Annotated in this window: 13 protein-coding genes and 1 tRNA gene; 10 read left to right on the top strand and 4 right to left on the bottom strand. The window is 36.0% G+C overall.

Translation table 11 applies throughout. The annotated features are described in order from the left end of the window. Positions 1-11: 11 nt before the first annotated feature. The 7 genes from SFA27_RS08985 to SFA27_RS08955 all read left to right on the top strand — a co-directional run bounded on the left by SFA27_RS08985 (position 12) and on the right by SFA27_RS08955 (position 8,941). Positions 12-815 carry a molecular chaperone gene (locus tag SFA27_RS08985; protein ID WP_407297769.1) on the top strand — a complete coding sequence of 268 codons (804 nt, stop codon included), beginning with the start codon at positions 12-14 and terminating at the stop codon, positions 813-815. Next, complete coding sequence (locus tag SFA27_RS08980) at positions 808-1,833, top strand: hypothetical protein (RefSeq protein WP_407297767.1); 1,026 nt, start codon at positions 808-810, stop codon at positions 1,831-1,833. Before SFA27_RS08985 ends, SFA27_RS08980 begins: the two co-directional genes overlap by 8 nt. Positions 1,834-1,839: 6 nt before the next feature. Further along, positions 1,840-4,638 carry a hypothetical protein gene (locus tag SFA27_RS08975; RefSeq protein WP_407297765.1) on the top strand — a complete coding sequence of 933 codons (2,799 nt, stop codon included), beginning with the start codon at positions 1,840-1,842 and terminating at the stop codon, positions 4,636-4,638. Between the two features lie 189 nt (positions 4,639-4,827). Then, positions 4,828-7,050 (top strand): type VI secretion system Vgr family protein, encoded by a 2,223-nt coding sequence (locus SFA27_RS08970; protein ID WP_407297763.1) that lies wholly within the window; start codon positions 4,828-4,830, stop codon positions 7,048-7,050. Next, positions 7,047-7,829: a hypothetical protein gene (locus SFA27_RS08965; RefSeq protein ID WP_407297762.1), complete on the top strand. Its 783-nt coding sequence runs from the start codon at positions 7,047-7,049 to the stop codon at positions 7,827-7,829. Before SFA27_RS08970 ends, SFA27_RS08965 begins: the two co-directional genes overlap by 4 nt. 7 nt (positions 7,830-7,836) lie before the next feature. Next, a complete protein-coding gene (locus tag SFA27_RS08960; RefSeq protein WP_407297760.1) occupies positions 7,837-8,565 on the top strand; it encodes an ankyrin repeat domain-containing protein in 729 nt (242 codons plus the stop codon). Positions 8,566-8,611: 46 nt separating this feature from the next. Beyond that, complete coding sequence (locus tag SFA27_RS08955) at positions 8,612-8,941, top strand: DUF4280 domain-containing protein (protein ID WP_407297758.1); 330 nt, start codon at positions 8,612-8,614, stop codon at positions 8,939-8,941. Between the two features lie 195 nt (positions 8,942-9,136). Here SFA27_RS08955 and SFA27_RS08950 read toward each other — a convergent pair. The 4 genes from SFA27_RS08950 to SFA27_RS08935 form a co-directional block, all read right to left on the bottom strand. Beyond that, positions 9,137-9,210 (bottom strand) — tRNA-Arg (locus tag SFA27_RS08950). 65 nt (positions 9,211-9,275) lie between these two features. Next, entirely contained in the window at positions 9,276-11,039 is a 1,764-nt protein-coding gene (locus tag SFA27_RS08945; protein WP_407297756.1) for a TonB-dependent receptor, read from the bottom strand. 35 nt (positions 11,040-11,074) lie between these two features. Further along, positions 11,075-11,566 carry a hypothetical protein gene (locus tag SFA27_RS08940; protein WP_407297754.1) on the bottom strand — a complete coding sequence of 164 codons (492 nt, stop codon included), beginning with the start codon at positions 11,564-11,566 and terminating at the stop codon, positions 11,075-11,077. A gap of 3 nt (positions 11,567-11,569) precedes the next feature. Next, positions 11,570-14,533, bottom strand: coding sequence for a tetratricopeptide repeat protein (locus SFA27_RS08935; RefSeq protein WP_407297752.1), 2,964 nt, complete (start codon positions 14,531-14,533; stop codon positions 11,570-11,572). Positions 14,534-14,789: 256 nt separating this feature from the next. Here SFA27_RS08935 and SFA27_RS08930 point away from each other — a divergent pair, with 256 nt between their 5' ends. The 3 genes from SFA27_RS08930 to SFA27_RS08920 all read left to right on the top strand — a co-directional run bounded on the left by SFA27_RS08930 (position 14,790) and on the right by SFA27_RS08920 (position 21,253). Beyond that, positions 14,790-17,030 (top strand): CocE/NonD family hydrolase, encoded by a 2,241-nt coding sequence (locus SFA27_RS08930; protein ID WP_407297750.1) that lies wholly within the window; start codon positions 14,790-14,792, stop codon positions 17,028-17,030. Between the two features lie 183 nt (positions 17,031-17,213). Continuing rightward, entirely contained in the window at positions 17,214-19,466 is a 2,253-nt protein-coding gene (locus SFA27_RS08925; protein WP_407297748.1) for a CocE/NonD family hydrolase, read from the top strand. A gap of 104 nt (positions 19,467-19,570) precedes the next feature. Beyond that, a complete protein-coding gene (locus SFA27_RS08920) occupies positions 19,571-21,253 on the top strand; it encodes an APC family permease (protein WP_407297746.1) in 1,683 nt (560 codons plus the stop codon). Positions 21,254-21,287: the final 34 nt, after the last annotated feature.

Here is a 21,287-nt window from a genome sequence, read left to right as displayed (position 1 = left end):
AAAGTATAATAATGAACCGATACTATATCTTCATTTTATTCTCTCTACTCCTTTTCTGTTCTTCAATCAAAGCCCAAACAGGAGTATCTGTATCTCCTCCAAGACTTTATTTTGAATCTGATGCAGGAAAAAGCACTACCCAAAAAGTAACAGTAACCAATGTAAGTGCAAAAAATTCTTTGGATATGGCTGTAAGTTTAGGTGACTGGGAATATAATGAAACAGGAGAAAACAAAATGTCTCCGGCCAATACGCTGCCAACATCCTGCGCCAGCTGGATATCCATAAAAAATGAAGATACCTACTTTACCTTAGCTCCGGGGGAAAGAAAAGATATTGATGTTACCATCACTCCTCCCAGTACATTATCAGATCAGATGTTAGCCCATACTGCTGTACTGTATGTGAGCCAGATGAATCCTGTGAATGATGTGGATAATAAAGGTGCCAATATAAAAGTAAGTATTCGTTCAGGAATTAAACTCTTTCATAAGCTAACAGCCAAAGCCACTAAAAAAATTGAGATTCATAATCTTACTTTAGCTCAATCCAAAAAAGATCTTACCATCTTGTTTGAAAACCAGGGTAATATATGGACAGACGGGAAAATACAAACGGAACTTGTCAATACAGAAAACGGCAGCAAAGTATCGCTTGATCAGATTATTTTCTATACCATGCCCGGAAATAAAAGAGAGGTAAATATCCCTCTTCCTGCAACACTGGTAAAAGGAAAATATACTGTATCAGTAATGATTGATTATGGGGACAACAATAATCTGGAGCTAGCAGAACTGAATTTTACACATGAATAAAAAACTGTGTCTTATCCTGCTATTGATCTCCCTGAGCTGCTTTTCACAAATTTCATACAGCTCATGGGTAAACAGCTATCTGCAGATTAACTCTTATAACGGCAATACAAATCCGGATGCATACACGCTTACTTTAGCGGGTAACGGGAATATCAACATGCCTTACTGGAGAGTTTCGGTAAGATTGAAGCAGCCTATTATGTCCAATCAGGGGAATTATATTTTACCTGCGAATAAAATTTCTTTTCAGCCGGTTTCATCATCAGGAAAGGCCTACCCTAACCCGGTTCCGTCTATCCCTCAAATTGGGATGCCGCTTAATGTGATTTTGAAGGAAAGTCAGGAGGTTTTCTTAATTCCTCAATCAAATGCTGCACTATTTAATCAGCCGGCACAACCGAATGGTTATTATAATCTCCAGATTAAATACAGCATGAATCTGGCAGGAGGTACCTATCTGGGAGCCTATCCGGCCTGGATTACTTTTACAGCGCCATTACAGTTTACGGCCTATGATCAGTACAATAATATCATTGGTACAGCAGATCATAATTTTCAATTTCAGATCGGTACGCTTTCAGGAACTCCTACAGATATTCCGGAGCTGTCTATGAAGTTTGGAGCTTCTGCATTGAACGGTAATCTGGAATTTAAAAATATGCAGGATTATGTAAACGGAGCCAGTGTAACTTATTCTAATGCACTTATTGTAAAAAGCAATACGAAGTATCAGATCAAATTAAAATCCCTTCAGACTCAGTTCAGTTCATCTTCCGGTAATTTTCTGCCACTTGATGCTGTACAGCTTAATCTGATTCCTATTTCAGGCAATATGGGAACGGCGTATACTGTTTTACTGAGTACGGTTCCACAGCTTGTCGCTGCCGGTAATTCTACACAGAATGCTGATGTTTATTATGATATGAAGTATTCTACCAAACCTAATGATGAAAGATTTATCAATGCTAAAGCAGAGGATTATACAACAACGCTTCAATTTGAGATTACGCCTCAATAATTTATAATGCTTCATAACAGGCTGTTCAGGAAAATAATACTTTTTATTCTGATCCCGTTTTCCATTTGGATTTCGGCCCAGACTGGTACAGCTATAAGCATGGAGATCCGTAATGAGCCCAATCAGGCTAATCCTAACATTATTGAGATTCTGCTCGTTTTGAAAAACAATGAAAACAAACACTTTAAAGGTAAAGTTGAAGTGAAGACTCCCAAAGGTTTCAGAACAATTTCTGACAGCAATGCTGAAATAGAACTGAATCCCGGCCAGAATCTGTTTATTCCCATTAAAATACTGGCCAGCAGCACTATCGTTTCCGGTAAAGCAGATCTCACATTCACCATTACCGATGAAAAAAATCAACAGGTTGTAAAAAAGAGCCTTCCCTATGTGGTGATGGAGAATAATAATATGAAGATAACAGCTGAAAATCCTGTTGTCTACATGGGAACTAATAAAGATTCTCTGGAAGTCCGGGCAAGGGTTTCAAACTTAGGAAACAAAAAGCAGCATGTTACCATTGTATTTAAAATCCCCGAAGCTACCCAAAAGAACCTTTTTATAGAAAAAAAAGGAACTATTGATGTGCAAAAAGATTCTGTATTTGTTTTTCGGTTTATGCCTTCCGGAAATCTGTTGAAGAGCTCACAGTTTACAGTTAATATTGCTGGTTTCCGAGAACCGGACAAAGACATTTTTGGCAATACTTCTATATCGGTGCAAAATGTTTCTTCTACCCAGCGTTATCAGGATATGGAATTTGATCTGTTTTCAAATTACAGCAAAAATACCATTACTGCCAGCTACAGACGCGTCGGCAGCACTACAGATATGTATCAGCTGATAGGGTCAGGCGGTTTTAATCTTCCTTCAGGCTATATGTTTATACGTGGTAATATTTATACGCTGAACAATCAAAGTGATCCTGTTGTGACCAATACCTATGTATCTTATCACAGGGAACAAAGTGAATTTACCTTAGGAAATATCAGTAAAATGATGGAAGTTTCATTATTTGGAAGAGGGGCAGAATATGCGTACACTTCTTCAGATAAAGAAAAGAAAATAGAAGTAGGTTTTGTTGACCAGAGTTTCAGCCTTATTGAAAGAAATTCTTTCCTGAAGTACGGATATGGATTTTATGCCAGGGGAATCATGGGCGCTCAAAATGCATCGAAAAATTTCTCAGCAGCTTATATTTTTAAAAATGACCCTTATGAAAAGGCGAATCATCATGTATTCGGTACAGATATTCAATATTCTTTCAATAAGGATTGGAAAATGAATTCCAAAGTATACAGCGGTCTGAGTTATTATGAAAATACACACCTTACCAAACCTTCCCTGGCTTTAGAAACACAGTATTCAGGAACTATCAAAAAAGTAAATCTGAATGGAAACTATTTCTACAGCAGTGACTATTATCCCGGAAACAGAAGAGGAATGTTACTAATACAGCAGAATTTCTCAACCCCGGTTTTTGAAAATCATTATTTGTACGCGAATGTAATGGTCTCTAACTTTTCACCAAAATTTTACTCTTATATCAATGATTTTAAATCCAATACCATAAGAGGAGATATTGGAATCAACTTTGCGAAAAGGAAAAATTTCGGATTTGCTGTGGGTACCCAATATCAGGAGGAAAGTTCTAACAGCTACAATAATTTTTTTGATACTTCAGGAAATCAGGAATTACAAACACTGAAAGCCCTTAGGATCAACCAGAATACAACATGGATCAGCAATAACAGAAAGCACTCTTCATTATTGGCACTGGAAGCTGGAGCAGTCAAATATCCCGATGATAACAATTCGGAATACCAGATGAAGATCACTGGAAATTACAGCTATAAATGGTTCAATATAAACGGAATATATCAACATGGCAGCTATTATCTCTCGGAATTTGCTTCATCAAGAAATTTCAATGGAAACGTCCTGTATAAGAAATTTTCAGTATCCGCTTTTGTTAATAAAAACCTGTTAAGCGAAAAGCTCAATATTACTTCAGGATTATCCTACACCGATGATGTTTTATATGGTAAGTCTCCTTCGGGGTTTGTCAACCTGAAATACACCAAAGAAAGATATGGAGTATTCCTGAATTCTTCCTGGTTCAATTATTCTTCCAACAATTTCAGCAATAACTTTTTTACCATTGAAGCAGGTGTCACACTGAACTTCCAGCCTAATAAACTCATTGCCAGCAAAAAAGGAGAAATAACTGCATTTGTATTTTATGACAACAACAATAATAATGTATATGATGAGGGTGACGAAAGTGCTGAAAATTACATCATTATGATCAACAATGTCACTTTCAAAACCAATCAGAGTGGTAAAATTGTGTACAAAGCAATTCCGTATGGTAACTATATGCTCAAGCAGGTAATCCAGCAGGGATGGTATTATAATGAACTGGAGTTTGAGGTGAAAAAAAGCAGTTATTCTCTTCAGGTTCCACTGCATCAAAACGGAACCATGCTGGGAAAAATCACGTATGAATTTGATCCTAAAAAAGCATTGGAATTTGATCCTAAAACAGCAGGAATTATCTTCAATATCTATGATAAAGATAAGTTTTTACAGCATATAATCACCGATGACAATGGCGAAATCGGGTCTTTCCTTGGATCTGGAAATTACAGAATAGAACTTGTAGAAACTTCATTACCTGCCAACACCTATTCTGAGAAAATAAGCCGGGAATTTACAGTTCAGGCAGGAAAAATAATACATATTGAACCATTTGTCATTAAGGTTTCAGAGAAAAGGGTGCATGTTAAGAAGTTTGGAAATTAGGCGAAGAAAGACACTTCCCATTGTAAAATATTCTGATTAAAACTCTAATTTCACAATATATTTTAAAATAGTTTATATGGATATCGAATCGTAGTTTTACTACACTTTTTGAATTTTTCCAGGATTTGCATATGTGGTATTATACATTTATCTATATTTGGTGATATAAACGCAAATACCACAGTATTAATGAGAAAGAATATTTCCAATTCTGAAAAGATTTCAGAAAACCATATTTCAGGTATTAACCGTGTGGTTAAACTTGATATTGTGGTTGAAGGGAAATCTATCAGTCATTTTAAACACTTCCGTTTACAGCAAAGTGCCAGAACGCACCACTATTTTGAACTGACTTTAGCTCATGATTCTTTAGGAGAAATCCAAAACCATAATCTTAAAGAAGCCCAGCAATTTTTAGGAAAGCGAATTACAGTAACTTTTAAATATAAGGATACAGAAAACGAAAGTCCTGAAAGAACATTTGTAGGAGTCATTACAAAGATTGCATTTAGCCAGGAACAGATGAGCCTGGGTAATATTATTTTGAAAGGGTACAGTCCTACTATTTTAATGGATTCAGCTCTTCATACACAGAGTTTCGGAGGAAGCCAATCCGTAAACACTGCTATCATTGCAGATAGAGTCATTAAGGAAGCACTGGAGACGAATAAGTTTGATTTCAGAATAGAAACTCAAAACAAAAGTTACATCAGGTACAGTTCTCAATACTGCGAAACACATTACAATTATCTTGCAAGATTAGCAGAAGCCTATGGAGAACAGTTTTACTACGATGGGTATATTTTACATTTTGGAAAGCTTCCTCCGTCTGAAAAGTCTATACAACTTATTTATGGCAGCAATATTACAGATGTACAGGTAGAATTAAAGGCAGTTCATACAAAACCAGAATACTTTGGGTACAATAGCAGCAATCATGCAAAAATGCTGGGTTCTAATGATGACATTAAGCACTCAGGGAATTTATCAGCCAAAGCTTACGCACTGAATGACAAGATTTTTAAAACAAGATCACTTACTCCCACCCCTATTAATGCAAATATGTTTCTGGATGTGGATGATTCTCAGAAGAGTGCAAGAGGAAGTAAAGCTGTAGAGGTTTTTACCATTTCAGGAAAGACAACAGTCCCATTCTTATACATAGGCTGTGTAGCTGACATAGACATGAGAAACCAGGACAGTAATCAAACTTCCCACTTCACCACCTTGATGATGACAGAAGTAAGCCATGAAGTGGATGCAAGAGGCTATTATACAGGAAGTTTTGAAGCAATAGCTGAAGGGACAGGATTTATGCCTAAACCTGATTTTGTTGTGCCTAAAGCAGAACCGCAAATTGCAGTGGTTATCACTAACGTTGACCCTTTGAATCAAGGCAGAATACAAGTACAATTTGACTGGCAATTGAATGATACCACTCATTTTATCCGCATGATGAGTCCAGATGCAGGAGGAACAGATCTTATAAGCCAGAATAGAGGTTTTGTGACTGTTCCGGAAATTGGAGACCAGGTGATGGTGGGATTTGAATATCATAATCCTGATTTTCCTTTTGCTATGGGTGGAATGTTTCATGGAGGTGTAGGCTTGGGAGGAGGCATGGATAACCGTGTAAAATCCTTACAGACCAGAAGTGGACATAGGTTGGTATTTACTGAAGATGAAAGTATTTTACTGACAGATAAAAGTGGTAATGAACTGAGGTTTGATACAGAGGGAAGCAACATTAACATTACTGCTCCTGAAACCATCACCATAAAATCAAAGAACCTGAAGTTTGATATTGAAGAGAATATTGAAACCAAAGCAGGAAAGAATATGGAGACCAATGTTGGTCAAAATATCAAAATTATTGCTAAACAGGAGATCAGTCAGGATAGTGGTAAGAAAACCATCATCAATGCCGGAACTAATACTGAAATATCAGCAAAAGCACACCTGGACCTTTATGGTAAAGAAAAATTTATTGGGTATACAGATGGGCAGACAGAGTTCGGAGCAAAAGACAAGATGCATGTATATGGAGCTAATTCCTTATTGACCGCTAAAGATAAGATTGAATATAAAGCTCCTCAAATGAATAAAGTTCCTCAAAATGGTGAGTTTGATTATACTAAAGAGAAGCAAATTGTTAATATTAAATGGATGGATGCTGAAATGACCGAGGATATTGACAATACATATTTTGGCAGTAAGGTAAGTTTATTAGTTCAAACAAGGAATTATGAAGAGGGAGAAAACATATCTTTAAAAGTGGTTGATAAAGATGGTCAAGAAATTAAGGATGGACAAAAAGAATTAGTTTTATCCGGAACAGTCAATAAAGAAGGATTTGCTGCTTTAAAAGAAGCCGTAGAACTACCTAATGAATCTTTAAATAATAACCAATGATGAATGGATTAAATTTAATTGTATCAGAAGCACAAGGGAGAGATGTTTCACATTTGGATATACTTTTGCAGGTAAAAAATAAAGGGATTTTAATTTTTTATGGAAATGGTGCTGATTTGGGAGACTTTGGACAATTTGCAGAAAGTTTAAAGAAAGAAAAATTAAAGAAATATCCCAAAGAAAAAATAATTGTTGTTTCCATGCAGAATAAAAATACTTTCTTTGAATATTTGAGTAAGTTCAAAACATTTCAGATAGATGAATTACATGTGTTTTCACATGCAGCAGGAGGAGGATTGTATTTAGGTTATCATAACAATGAAAGCCAGGTATCCCGAACCAACGCTTATAATCAAAGTCTTCAATTAAAGAGAAAAATTACATATGAAGAAGTAGTAGAAGCAGAGATTGGTGCATTATTGACTGATGATTATTTAACATCAAAAGCATTAAAGCTCAAAAAAAGGAATGATTTGTTCAGTGCAAATGCAACCATAAAATTTTGGGGATGTAATTCGGGAATTTCAAACTGGACATACTCAGATACCCCACCTGCCTATTACTGGAGTGCACTTAATACTAAGAATACTCCTAAACCTTCCATTGCTCAGGCTACAGCAGATTTCTTTCAAAGAGAAACTTTTGGAGCAACTAGTGGCTCACATATAGAGTTTTTAGTTAACGGAAAATGGGAGATATTGAAAAAACAGCCTAAAAATCATGGAGGGATAAGATTACATCCGGATAAAGGGAATTATAATAGCTACAAACCTAAATAATATAGTAATGAAGAAATTTTTGTTAATAATAAGTTCTATTTTCTATGTAATAGTTAATGCTCAAATTTCTGAATGTGACAAACTGAGTAATGCAATTATTCAAAATAACAGTAAAGAATTCAGACAACTTCTTTCAAAAAATGTAAATTGTATATCTCAGTCTGGAAGTTCTCCATTAGGAATAGCGTCTTCGCGTGGAGATATTGAATTTGTGCAAATACTTTTAAAAAATAAAGCCAATCCCAATATAATACAATTTTATAGTGGAAAATCTATAGGCCCACCTCTTTTTAATGCGTTGTCAATTTGTGAACAAACATTAGAACCTCAACTTACAGATGCTGCTCAAATGAATTCACAAAAAAAACAAATTAAAGCAAAAACATGCAATAATGACAAAAAAGATTGTATTGCCAAACTTCTAATTAAAAATAATGCAGATGTTAAAATTGTTGATGGTAATAAAACAACCTCATTAATGATAGCCGCTATTAATAACCGAAGTAACCTTCTTAAACTTCTGATAGATAAAGGTGTTAATATTAATGCGCAAAACAATTTTAAAAACTCAGCTTTGATTTATGCTGTCAATAACAATAATTATGATTCTGTAAAAATTTTAGTTTCATCAGGTGCTGATATTTCAATAAAAGATAGTGATGGTAAAACTGCATTAGACATTGCTAAAGAAAATAATTTTGAAAAAATTGTTACTCTTTTATCTTCACCAGAATAATCGTGAAAATTACTATGGACAAAAAGACAATTTAAAATCTTTAATAATGCCTCAATATATCACGGATAAAACCCAACTCAAATGCGACAAAGGAGCTTCACCAGCTCCGCTCACAGTCACCAGTCAATCCTTTATGAGCATTGATGGTAAGCTACAGGCTACAGAAGAAGATAAACAATCTAACACCAATATAAAGACTTTCGGGATATGCAGCATTTTAAGGGCTTCCTGCACCCCTTCACCTGTAAAATGGGATAATACCTCTGATTTTGAAATTGAAGGCAAAAAAGAGCTCTTAGATTCCTCTACCTGTCAATGTTCTGTTGGTGGTAAAATATCAGTTGTAAAGTCAGCTCAAAACTTTGTTGAAGAATAAAATTCCAATTAAAGGGACTGTTCCTGATTTCCCCAATGTTGATTTCCGGCTGAATAATGATTACTTCTACATCCGGACTATTATTATGTAAAAAGTATTCATTACAGAAAGAATGATTTCACAATAGAATTGCGTTTGTTACTGATTAATAAATAAAAAAGGCTTAAACCCTCTGTGAGATTGGTTTAAGCCTTGTGACTTCGGAGGGGTTCGAACCCCCAACCCTCGGAGCCGAAATCCGATATTCTATCCAGTTGAACTACGAAGCCATTTTGATGAGTAATTAATAATAAGTAACAAATATAGTTTATTATTAATTACTCATTTTTATACTCTAGAAAGTAATTTTCACACCTCCCAGAATCTGTGCACCCAGGACTTTATATCCTTTGTACGTCTGGTATTTTGAGCTCAGAAGATTATTTCCGAGTGCGAAAATACTGAAATTTTTGTGAATTTTATACTCTGCGGAAAGATTTAAATCAGCATAACCACCAACTTTGTCGTTTGTATTCTCCGTAGACTGGAAGATTACATTCGGAGCTCCTACTCCTTCGATTGCATAAGAGTTTGTTGTTCTGTCACTTGCAAAGATTCCTTTAAATCCTAACAATAGCTTTTTGTCAAGCATTGTATATTTTGCTCCGATGCTCGCATTGAACAATGGAACGTTATAAATATTGTCGTAATTCTTAAGATCATACTTGGTGAACCTTAATTCTGCATCTAAAATCAGGTTTGCTAACGGGAAATACTGCACGCTACCTTTGATATCGCTTACATTTCCATCGTCATATACTGCAGAGAATGTATTGGCAAAATTGTACGCAGAACGGTTAACAGAAGTGTTATCAAAAAGACCGTTGGCCTTAAAGAACATAATATCTCTCATCTTTCCATATCCTGCAGAGAAGTCGTATTTCAGCGTTTCATCAATATCTCCTCTCAATCCTACATAAAAATGATATTTCGTCTCTGTAGGCTTTAAAAACTGGTCAGAAAGGATGAATGGATTCGTCTGTAACATATCTCCATAAGTATTCAGTTTCAGACCTCCGTCTACCCCACCATAGAATTTGAATTCTTTAGCAGCTGCAAACTGGAATTCTGCCTGAGGGAACCAGTAAGTTTTGTTATTTTTTTGCTGTTCTAACTGATCATTGGAGTTTTTAGCATTCAGGAAAGAGAATGTAGATCCTAACATCAAATAAGAATCCCCTTTTCTGAACGTCACTTTCGGAGTCAGGCTGGTATTGAAGAAATTGGAAGAGTTTTTATCTCTGATCGCAAAATCTGTCTTCACGGCATCCAATCCTACTCCAAGGTCGGCATTCAGATTAATTCCTGATTTTCCTAATTCTACAGCATGCTTGGAAAAGTTCGCAAGAATGGAAACCTGGTTTTCCTGAGCATCAAAATGATCTTTCAGGAAAGATGATTTTACCCTTACATCATTTAAGATTTCATTGGAATAAAAATCATAGTATCCGTTTACTTTAAACTGGTTGACCTTTTGTTTCAGATCAAGCTCACCAGTGGGCTGCATGGCATAGATCCCGTAATAATTATAGTTATCTAAGCCGTATTCAGCATTGATATTGAATTTTCCTTTTTCTCCGTAAGAGTTCAGGAAAGCACCAATATTCGCCGAAGTCTGTCCGGATTTCCAGTCATACTCTTTTTTAAGACCATTCGTAGAAAGAACATGAACATCTGCTCCTACTTCAAACTTATTTTCAAGAGTTTTAGATATGTTTCCGTCTACTAAGACTTTACCATAATTACCCATTCCGATCTGGAAGTAATTATTCTGAGCCGTTCCGTCAAATTTCGGAGCCACATCCTCACCCTGAATCGTTGAAGTTTTGAAATCAGAAACTGCCGGAACATCCGTGATGGTATATTTCACAGGAGTCTGCGATTTCTCTTCCGGCGGATAGTTTTTAATAGTTTCCACAGAAGTCTTCTTCTTCTCGATCTTCTTCACTTCCGGCTCTCTTTTTTTGTTAAGAACCAGTTTTTCCTCCTTGATCTGGGAAAACGCCACTGACGAAATTCCTAAAAATAATATGGATAATATTTGAATCTTCTTGTTCATATTTTCTTTATTTGAAAAAAATATATAACGGGTTTTTATTTATTGGAAGCAATATAATTGCCTAATAAAGCTTTGCCCGACTGTTTTGAAAAAGTTCTCCCCAGTCTGAATATATTAAACAGCCAAAGGCTTTGATAAACTTGTAATTTGTATTGATAATTTTTCGTTGTACTGTTCTCAGCTACATCATAACTATAAGAAACATCATATGGAAATCCCGAAGGCAATAACCCCACTGTAAGCATACTGCCAATCATAGGGTTTCCACATGGAGGAGTATGGGTCAGCATCGGATGCAGCGTGATTTTAGCTGCATGGGTACTGTCTTCCACAATTTCATAAATATCAGAATGTTTTAAAATCTCAAATTCCTTCTTAAGTTCTTTATTCACTACAAAAGCCTTTTGCTTAGGAAAGTCAGCTTTTGCACGGTTATACTCTTTAGGATATGCACTGTACGATGGAATGCAGCTCCAGAGTGAAACCGAAACTAAGAAAGAATAAACAGCAATTTTAAAAACCTTCATGTACTATTTCTTAATCTGTTTTTTAACTTCTTTTGCTTCTGCAACAATTTCAGGGAAATCCTTATAGTTTGCAATGATCTGATCACAGGTATAACTTGCCTGGTAGTTATCTTTCAGGCCGATATAGTTTTTCGCCATCAACACCAACGCTTTTGCTCCCCAGAACTCTTCTGATGCATAATTATTTGCAAGCTTAAAGATCGTCTCATTAGAAGACTTGAACGCTTTCCCTTTGTTCTGATAGTATGCTTTTGCATATAAAGCTTCCGCTGCTACAGAAGTGTTGGATGATTTTTCAAGAGAGGTATAGGCAGACTGTGCATCTTTATCTTTTCCTGAGTTCATCAGACTTCTTGCTTTAATCACTTTCGCAGTTTCAATAACGGCTGCCGAATTTTTAGAATTGGCAATCACTGCATTGGCTAATTTTTCCGCTTCAGAGAAATTGTTTTCTTCTGCATACAGTTTCATCAGCTCAACATTTGCATAGTTTTTAATGCTGATATTGGAAGAATTTTTAATGCCTTCAAGGTACTTTTTCGCTTCTGCAGTATTCCCTTGTGCAAGGAAGATCTGAGCTAAACGAGTTTGTGCATCATCCTGGTAATCATTCTGAATTCCAGCAACTTCCTGAAGCACAAGTAAAGCTTTAGTTGAATTATTGGTTTGATAATAACTTTCTCCCAATTCATACTTCGCCTGATACAATCCTTCTCCTGTCGGATTTTGTGTAAGGTACTTTTCGTAATAAGAAATTGCGTTCTTATAATCTTTCTTAGAGAAGTATTGTTTTCCGGTAGATAAGTTGATCTCATCAATTTCAGAAGCATCCACATTCACGCCGATATTTCTGGCGAAGGTTTCATATCCTGAAACATCTCCGTTTTTCGTGAAGATAGGTTTTGCTGCCTGAACAACCTTTTGGGCATAAGCCGTATTTTTATACTGCTCACCCAGAGATTTCAGTTCAGAAAGTGCTTTGTCATTCTGGTTCTGATCTATATAATTCTGCGCTCTGTAAATAGAAGCATTAGCAATCAGATCTTTGTCAGAAGAATCTTTAATTACTTTTCCGAAATAATCATTGGAGTTGGCAAAATCATCCTGAGCCGCATAAGCTGTTCCTATTTCATACTGAGCATCATCGTAATATTCAGAACCTGGATATTTTGATAAAAGATTTTTAAGGTTCGTGATCTTCGCCTGTGTATCTCCTTTGAATCCTAAAGCCATTGCTTTTTGGTACAAAGTATAATCCGTTGCATCTTCATTTTTATCATAGATGGCAATGGCTTCGTTCAGATCATTATTGGCATAATGAATATCTGCAAGACGAAGTTCTGCATCATTTTTAAATTCCGGTTTCGGATTGGTAAGATATTGTTTGAAGTAAGTTGCAGCCTGATCAAATTTCTTGGATTTAAAATAAGCATATCCTAAATCATAAGGCAGCTGCTGCTTTTCAGGGAAGTTTTCGGTAAGAAGCTTTTCATAACGGGCGATGGCAGACGGATAATTTCCTTTTTGGTAATACACTTGTGCCAGCCAATATAAAGCTCTGCTGTTAAATTCTTTATTAAGATTAAAACCAAGACTTCTTAAGAAATATTTCTCAGCTTCATCATAGTTTCCTTTGTTGAACTCTTCAGTTCCTAATAAATAAGAAACCTCCTGATCTACCTTATTGATTTCAGGAGTGGAACTCTGCAATCTGTCAATAGCGTTCAGAGTTTCTTTATAGTTTCCGGAATACAGATATGATTTTACCAATAATGATCTCATTTCTGAATCATTGGCTCCATTCTGATTTTCGTTGATATAACTTTGGATCACCGCCGAAGGGCTTTCAAACGGGTTACCGATATCATAACTTAATTTAGCGTACTGTTCATGAGCCAGTTTTTTCACTTTCGCATCGTAATCCATCTGATAAGAAGAACGGAATGCAGAAAGAGCTTCCTGTTTTTTATCTACTGCCAGATAAGCATTTCCTAACTGATAGTAAGCATTTTGTGCCAACGCTGAATTGCTGTTCAGAAGTTGGTTGTAATAAGAAACCGCCTCATCATATTTTTTCAGCTGTGCAGCCACAAATCCCATCTCGTACAAATCGTTTTCAGATGGATTCTGCTGTACGCTCAGATAATCTTTCAAATGCGGATAAGCAGACGTATAATCATTTTTCATGAAATAACTCTCCCCGATGATTTTATGAACCTCCGCTTTATAAGAATCTGAAATATTTTCGTTCAACAGAGCTGTTCCTTCTGTAATCGCCTGGTCATAGTTCTTATCATTATAATACATCTGTACATAATAAGGACGTACCAGCTTTGAGAATTTATCCTGATCTTTTATAGAATCAAAATACTGGAAAGCTTTATCATTTTGTCTGTTGCTGTAATATAAATGCCCCAGCATATAAGCTATATCTCCTTTTTGAGACTGATCCGCTGTTTTATAAGCCTCCTCCAGAGCATCAATAGCTCCTTTAGAATCACCCGTCATGAATTTTGCATATCCAAGCTTCAGAATATACTGTGTATTCTCTTCTTTTGAAAGCTGATACTGGTTTACTTTTTTCAAAGTCTCCAAAGCTTTATCAAAATCTTTTTTTGCTAAGTAGTAATCTGCCAGCGGAAGATTAGCCTGAGCAAAATAAGCAGAATTAGGATATTCTTTCATGAAAGCTGTTAACCCTTCTTCAGCATGGTTTTTCTGAAGAATCACACCAATCACATTATCAAAAAACTGTGCGGCTTCCTTTTTCGAACGTGACAAATTCTGATTGTAGAAATATTGTCTTGCATATTCGTATTGTGAAGCGTTGTATATTTTAGTCTGATAAAGATTTTCGGCTAGATTAAACCTGTAATTTTCTTTCTGGGTAAAATATTGGGACTGTTGAGCATCGGAGATTCCGAAATAAATTACAGCAGCCGCTAAAAGTATTTTTTTTGATTTCATTCTTCTTGTATAAGAAAATTAGTCTAAATAAGTTAACGAAAATATTAAAAACTTATTGTTTAAGCAAGTTTTAACAGCGTTAATGGTTGTTAATTCTTATTTCATAACAATGAAAATTTTCTCACTGTACAATGATAAAATTTACTACTTTCGTTTGATAAAATGTAAACAATTTTAATTAACAGTTATCAAAAACGTATTTAAATTGGATACTTTTTCAACAGCAGCTAAAAACATACCATAAACACACCATCTCATGAAATTTAAGATTCTTTTAGCATTAATTTTTGTAAACCTCCTGCAGGCACAAAAATTTTACTTTCCAAAGACAGCTGTAACTGACTCTGTTATATTGGAAAAACAGATACCGGGACTTGCACAGCAAGTGATTCCTCATCTTCAATCTGCAAAGTATAAACCGGAAAACACCGTTGACCTCATGGACAATCTTTTCCGTTTGCAGATGGCTGCCCAGGATTATAAAAATTCACTGGTTTCTCTTTCAAAAAACCGTAGTCTGTTTGCCGATCATAATATGGGAGGATACAGATATATTGGATTTGAACTCTACAGCTTGGCTAAACTGGCACAAAAAGAAAGCAACACTTCATTTTCCAATGCACTTCAGAAAGTGTTTAATCAAAAATACGAAAGTCTTCCTGAAAAATTGATTCCCAGACTTAGGCTTGCTCTTGACGGGGACGTAAAAGAATCCAGAAAGCAGCTAAAAAAAGTACTGGAAAAACAAAAAGACAAAGACAGTATTGATTACAGAACAGCACTTGCTCTATGCAAAAGCTATTTAAGTTACAAAACCTATTCCGGTATAAAACCTCAGGTGATGCTGCTGCTGACATCAAAAGACAAGGAAAGATTCATTATCGAAACCAAAGATCTTAAGATAAAAAATGGAAATACTTTAACAATTACCATTGTCAGAAAAAAGGGGAACACTACTCCTCTTCCGGTTATTCTTACCAATAACATTTACGCAGGTTCATTTGATGAATTCTTTGGAAAGAGAGCTGCCACGTATGATTATGTAGGAGCCGTAGTCAATACCCGCGGTAAAAGAAACAGTAATAATGTAAACAATCCTTTTGAGCATGAATCTGAAGACATCTATGAAGTAATAGACTGGGTAAGCAAACAACCTTGGTGCAACGGAAAAGTGGGAATGATCGGTGGAAGCTATTTGGGTTTCAGCCAGTGGGCGGCAGTAAAAAAACTGCATCCGGCATTAAAGACCATCGTTCCTCAGGTTGCGGTAGGCATCGGAATTGATTATCCTGCTCAGAATAATATCTTCATGAGCTACATGCTGCAGTGGATACAATATGTGACCAATAATAAATTTACAGATGAAGCTGATTTTGGCAATGCTGTAAAATGGGATTCTATTTATACAAAATGGTACAAAAGCGGAAAAGCATTCAGATCTTTAGATACGATAAGCGGAAAGCCAAGCAAGATATTCCAACGATGGCTGGATCATCCCGGATATGACCAATACTGGCAGAAAATGGTTCCTTACAAAGAGGACTTTTCTAAAATTAATATTCCAATTCTGACGACAACAGGATATTATGATGATGATCAGATAGGTGCGCTGTATTATTTTAAACAACATCATCTGTACAATAAAAATGCAAATCATTATCTGGTAATAGGTCCCTATAATCATGGAGGAGCGCAGAGTTTCGGTTTTACTTATGTGAACGGCAATCCCATTGATCCGGCAGCAAGAATAAGCATTGACGACCTTGCTTTTTCATGGTTTGATTATATTCTCAAAGGAGGTAAAAAACCGGAAATTTTAAAAGACAGAATTAATTTTCAGGTGATGAATACTAATACCTGGAAACATGTTTCTGATCTTGACAAAATGCATACTTCTACCCTGAAATTTTACCTTCAGGACAAGAAAAACACTTCTTCGGTATTTAATAAGCCTGAGACTAAAAGCTTCACAACTCAGATTGTTGATTTTAAAAACAGAGATCAGAAAGACATTTACTATAAAGTCAGCAAAAAAGACAGCATAAAAATGACCAATTCTGTTGCTTTTGAAAGTGAAGTATTGGATAAGGATATGATCATCAGTGGAAATCTTTCAGGATTCTTCAATGTCTCCATCAATAAAAAAGACTTTGATACGGATACTTATCTGTACCAGATTCAACCTGATGGGAAGTCTTCGTTATTATCCACTCATATCGTGAGAGCCAGCTATGCGAAGAACAATGAGAAACGACAGCTTCTTGAACCCAATACAATGGAACAGATTCCGATTAACAATTCCTATTTTATAAGCAAAAAAATAGAGAAGGGAAGCAAACTTCTGTTATTGGTAGGTGTGAATAAAAATCCTAACTGGCAGATCAATTATGGTTCCGGTAAAGATGTAAGTGATGAAACGATAAAAGATTCCGGTGAGCCTCTTCAGATAAAATGGTATAATGACAGCTATGTGGAAATCCCTGTTTATAAAGAGTAAAACCTTTTGTTTAAACAATTTTCAGCAGACTTTATATGATAAATAACAACGAAAGCATTCATTCTTTACTGATAAAAATTCTTAAATTAGTCGGCTAAAAACAAATAACCAACCGAGTGATGAATGATCAACAACACATTCTGATGCGATACTTTTTCATCATCAGCTCAAAATACACTATTAATGAAATTTAAAATACTCTTAGCATTAGTTTTTGTCAATCTAATGCAGGCTCAGAAATTTTACTTTCCAAAAACAGCAGCAACAGATTCTGTAATTTTGGAAAAACAAATTCCGGAACTCGCTCTAAAGGTGATTACTGAACATCAGTCTCCTAAAAACAAGCCGAAATCTACCGTCACATTTTTAGACAACCTGTTTCGTTTACAGCTCGCCGCAAAAGACTACAAAAGTTCTATTACAAGCTTAAATGATTATCGTAAAGAATACGCAGATCACAATATGGCAGGGAACAAATCTCTTGCTTATGAAATCTACAGCATGGCCAAACTGATGGAAAAGGATAAAAAAACTTCTTTTTCCAATGCCCTTCAAACAGCATTTACAACAAAATATGAAAGTTTCTCAGATCCACTGACGGCCAAGATAGGAACCATTCTAGATGGTGATGTAAGGGAATATAAAAAGTCTCTGAAAACAGCACTTGACAAGCAAAAAGGTAAGGACACTATAGATTATGCTTCCGCGCTGGCTTTATGTAAAAATTATGTCAATTATAAGACTTATTCCAGCATCAAGCCTCAGGTTATGCAGCTGTTCAAAGTAAAAGAGCAGGAAAAATTCATCATTGAAACCAAGAACCTTACCTTAAAAAACGGAACAAAACTTACGATTACTATTGTACGAAAAAAAGAAAATGCATCTCCCCTGCCCGTTATTCTTACCAATAACATTTATGCCGGAGAGCTTGTAGATGCAGGAATGGGGAAAAGAGCAGCTGTCTACAATTATGTAGGAGCTGTAGTTAACACCCGTGGAAAAAGAGACAGTAATGATCCCAATAATCCATTTGAAGATGAAGCACAGGACCTTTATGAAGTCATAGACTGGGTAAGCAAACAACCGTGGAGCAATGGTAAGGTAGGAATGATCGGTGGAAGCTATTTAGGATTCAGCCAATGGGCAGCTGCCAAAAAACTGCACCCGGCATTAAAGACCATTGTACCTCAGGTATCAGTAGGAATCGGGATAGATTATCCTGCTCAAAACAATGTGTTCATGAGCTATATGATGCAGTGGATCCGCTATGTGACCAATAATAAACTGACGGACGAAGCAACCTTCACCAATTATCCAAAATGGGATTCTATCAATACAGCATGGTATAAAAGTGGCAGGTCATTCAGAGCTCTGGATTCCCTCAGCGGAAAGCCTAATAAAATTTTCCAAAGATGGCTTGATCATCCCGGTTATGACAAATACTGGCAGAAAATGGTTCCCTATAAAAAGGATTTTGCCAAAATAAACATTCCGGTTTTAACGACTACCGGGTATTATGATGCAGACCAGATTGGAGCAATGTATTATTATAAACAACATCACCAATACAACAAAAACCCCAACCATTATTTAGTAATAGGGCCTTATGACCACGCAGGAGCTCAAAGCTATGGGTACAATTATGTCTATGGTACCGGGAGTACCCTCATAGATCCTGCAGCCAGAATAAGCATTGATGAACTTGCTTTTTCATGGTTCGATTATATTCTGAAAGATGGAAAAAAACCGGAACTTCTAAAAGACAAAGTTAATTTCCAGATTATGAGCAGCAACACATGGAAACATGTTCCGAGTCTTGATAAAATGCACTCGTCTACTCTTAAATTTTATCTTCAGGATCGTAAAAACGGTGCTTTAGTTTTTGAGAAACCCAAAACTGAGCAATTTACCCAACAGACCATTGACTTTAAAGACAGAAATCCAAAGTATCTTTATCATAAAGTAAGCAAACAGGACAGTGTATATGTAACCAATTCCGTTTATTTTGAAAGTGAAACTCTGGACAGAGATATTATACTAAGCGGAAATTTATCCGGAGTATTCAACGTTTCCATTAATAAGAAAGATTTTGATCCTAGTACTTCATTATACCAGGTACAACCGGATGGTAAGACGTTTTTACTATCAACACATCTTACAAGGGCCAGCTATGCAAAAGACAATTCCAAACGTCATCTTCTTAAGCCAGGCAAAAAAGAGCAGATCCCGATCAAGAACTCTTTATTTATGAGCAAAAAAATAGAAAAGGGAAGCAAACTGGTATTATTGGTAGGGGTTAATAAAAATAAAAACTGGCAGGTCAATTATGGGACAGGAAAAAATGTAAGTGATGAAACCTTAAAAGATGCCGGGGAACCTCTGGAAGTAAAATGGTATAACGACAGCTATGTGGAAATCCCTGTTTATAAAGAGTAAAGCATTTTGTTTGAGCATTTTCACCCAAATGTTTTTAACAACTGTTAACATCAAAATAAAAAATCATTACATTTGCTTTTTTTCAAATCAAATATAGTTATTGAATGAGTCAACTTTTTAGAAGAAAAATCTATTCAGATACAGATACTTCAACGGGGCTTTTAAGAGTCTTAGGTGTGTGGGACATCGTATTTTTTGGTATTGCGGCGATTATCGGAGCTGGGAGTTTCAGCAGTTTGGGAGAAGCCGTTTTCAGAGGTGGTCCCGGTGTAATCCTTCTATATTTGATTTGCGGTTTTGCCTGTGGGTTTACTGCTTTATGCTATGCTGAATTTGCCAGCAGAATTCCTACCGCAGGTTCTGCCTACACCTATGCCTATGCCAGCTTTGGAGAATTAATTGCATGGGTAATCGGCTGGGCGCTAATTATGGAATATTCTTTTGGGAATATTTACGTAGCTTTTTCCTGGTCAGATTATTTCACGAGTTTCTTAGGACGCCTCGGAATGCATATCCCTGATTATCTTACCTGCAGCTATACAGAAGCCAGAAAAGCAGTGCAATATGGTTCAGAAAATAAAGAATTATTAAACGCATGGAAAACAGCTCCATTAATCGGGAGTTTAAAATTCATTGTGGATATTCCCGCATTGGTTATCAACGGTTTAATTACATGGCTTTGTTATGTAGGAGTAAAGGAAAGTAAAAACTTTAACAACTCTCTGGTTATCTTAAAACTGGGAGTGATTGTATTAGTAATCCTTGTTGGAGTATCCTATGTCAGTATTGATAACTGGACGCCGGTGAGCCCTACAACAGGTACTCCTTCTTTCATGCCAAATGGCTTTGCAGGAGTAATGAGTGCTGTATCCGGAGTATTCTTTGCATACATTGGGTTTGATGCCTTAAGTGTACTTTCTGAAGAGACTAAAGATCCTCAAAAAACCTTACCAAAAGGAATGATCATCTCTCTTGTATTGTGTACGGTAATCTATATTGCTTTAACATTGGTTTTAACAGGAATGGTAGATTATAAAAAATTCGATGGTGTTGGAGATCCGCTTTCATTCATCTTTGAAAAAACGAATGCTAATGTAGCCTGGATGGAACTTGTGGTTTCCTTCGTTGCGATCGTTGCTATCACTACAGTATTATTGGTTTTCCAGATGGGACAGCCGAGAATCTGGTATGCAATGAGCCGTGATGGATTGATGCCTGCAAGGTTTCAGAAGGTACATCCTAAATATAAAACACCATCCTATGCAACCGTGGTTACCGGAATTGTAGTAGGTATTCCTATTCTGTTTACGGATAAGACATTTATCCTGGATTTTACCAGTATTGGGACTATTTTCGCATTTGTATTGGTATGTGCAGGAGTACTTATGCTTCCTGCTAAAGAAAAGATTAAAGGCAGATTTCACCTTCCTTATGTGAATGGTAAAATCATTTTCCCTGTTGTTTTCATTGGCAGCTTGTTGGTTTTCTACAAATGGCAGCCTGAGTTTTTTGATAATCTGATGAACTGGTCAGATCCTAACGAAGGAGAATTCAGAGCTTCTATTTTCTTCTTTATTATCATCAATCTGATCTTATGTGTAGTCGCTTTTATCAGGAATTTATCATTAATTCCACTGGTTGGGTTAAGTTCATGTCTGTATCTTCTTACAGGAATGAGTCATGAAAACTGGTTCTGGTTCGGAATGTGGTTTCTTATCGGTATGGTTATTTATTTCTGCTACGGTTACAAAAACAGTAAACTTGGAAAAGAATTAAAGAATAACTAAAGAATAATTAGCAAACTATAAAAGGACAAAAGGG

The organism is Chryseobacterium sp. HR92, assembly GCF_045689405.1.
Taxonomy (GTDB): domain Bacteria; phylum Bacteroidota; class Bacteroidia; order Flavobacteriales; family Weeksellaceae; genus Chryseobacterium; species Chryseobacterium viscerum_A.
The sequence above is the reverse complement of the archived record's forward strand: the minus strand, read 5'-3'. Positions and strand labels throughout refer to the sequence as shown.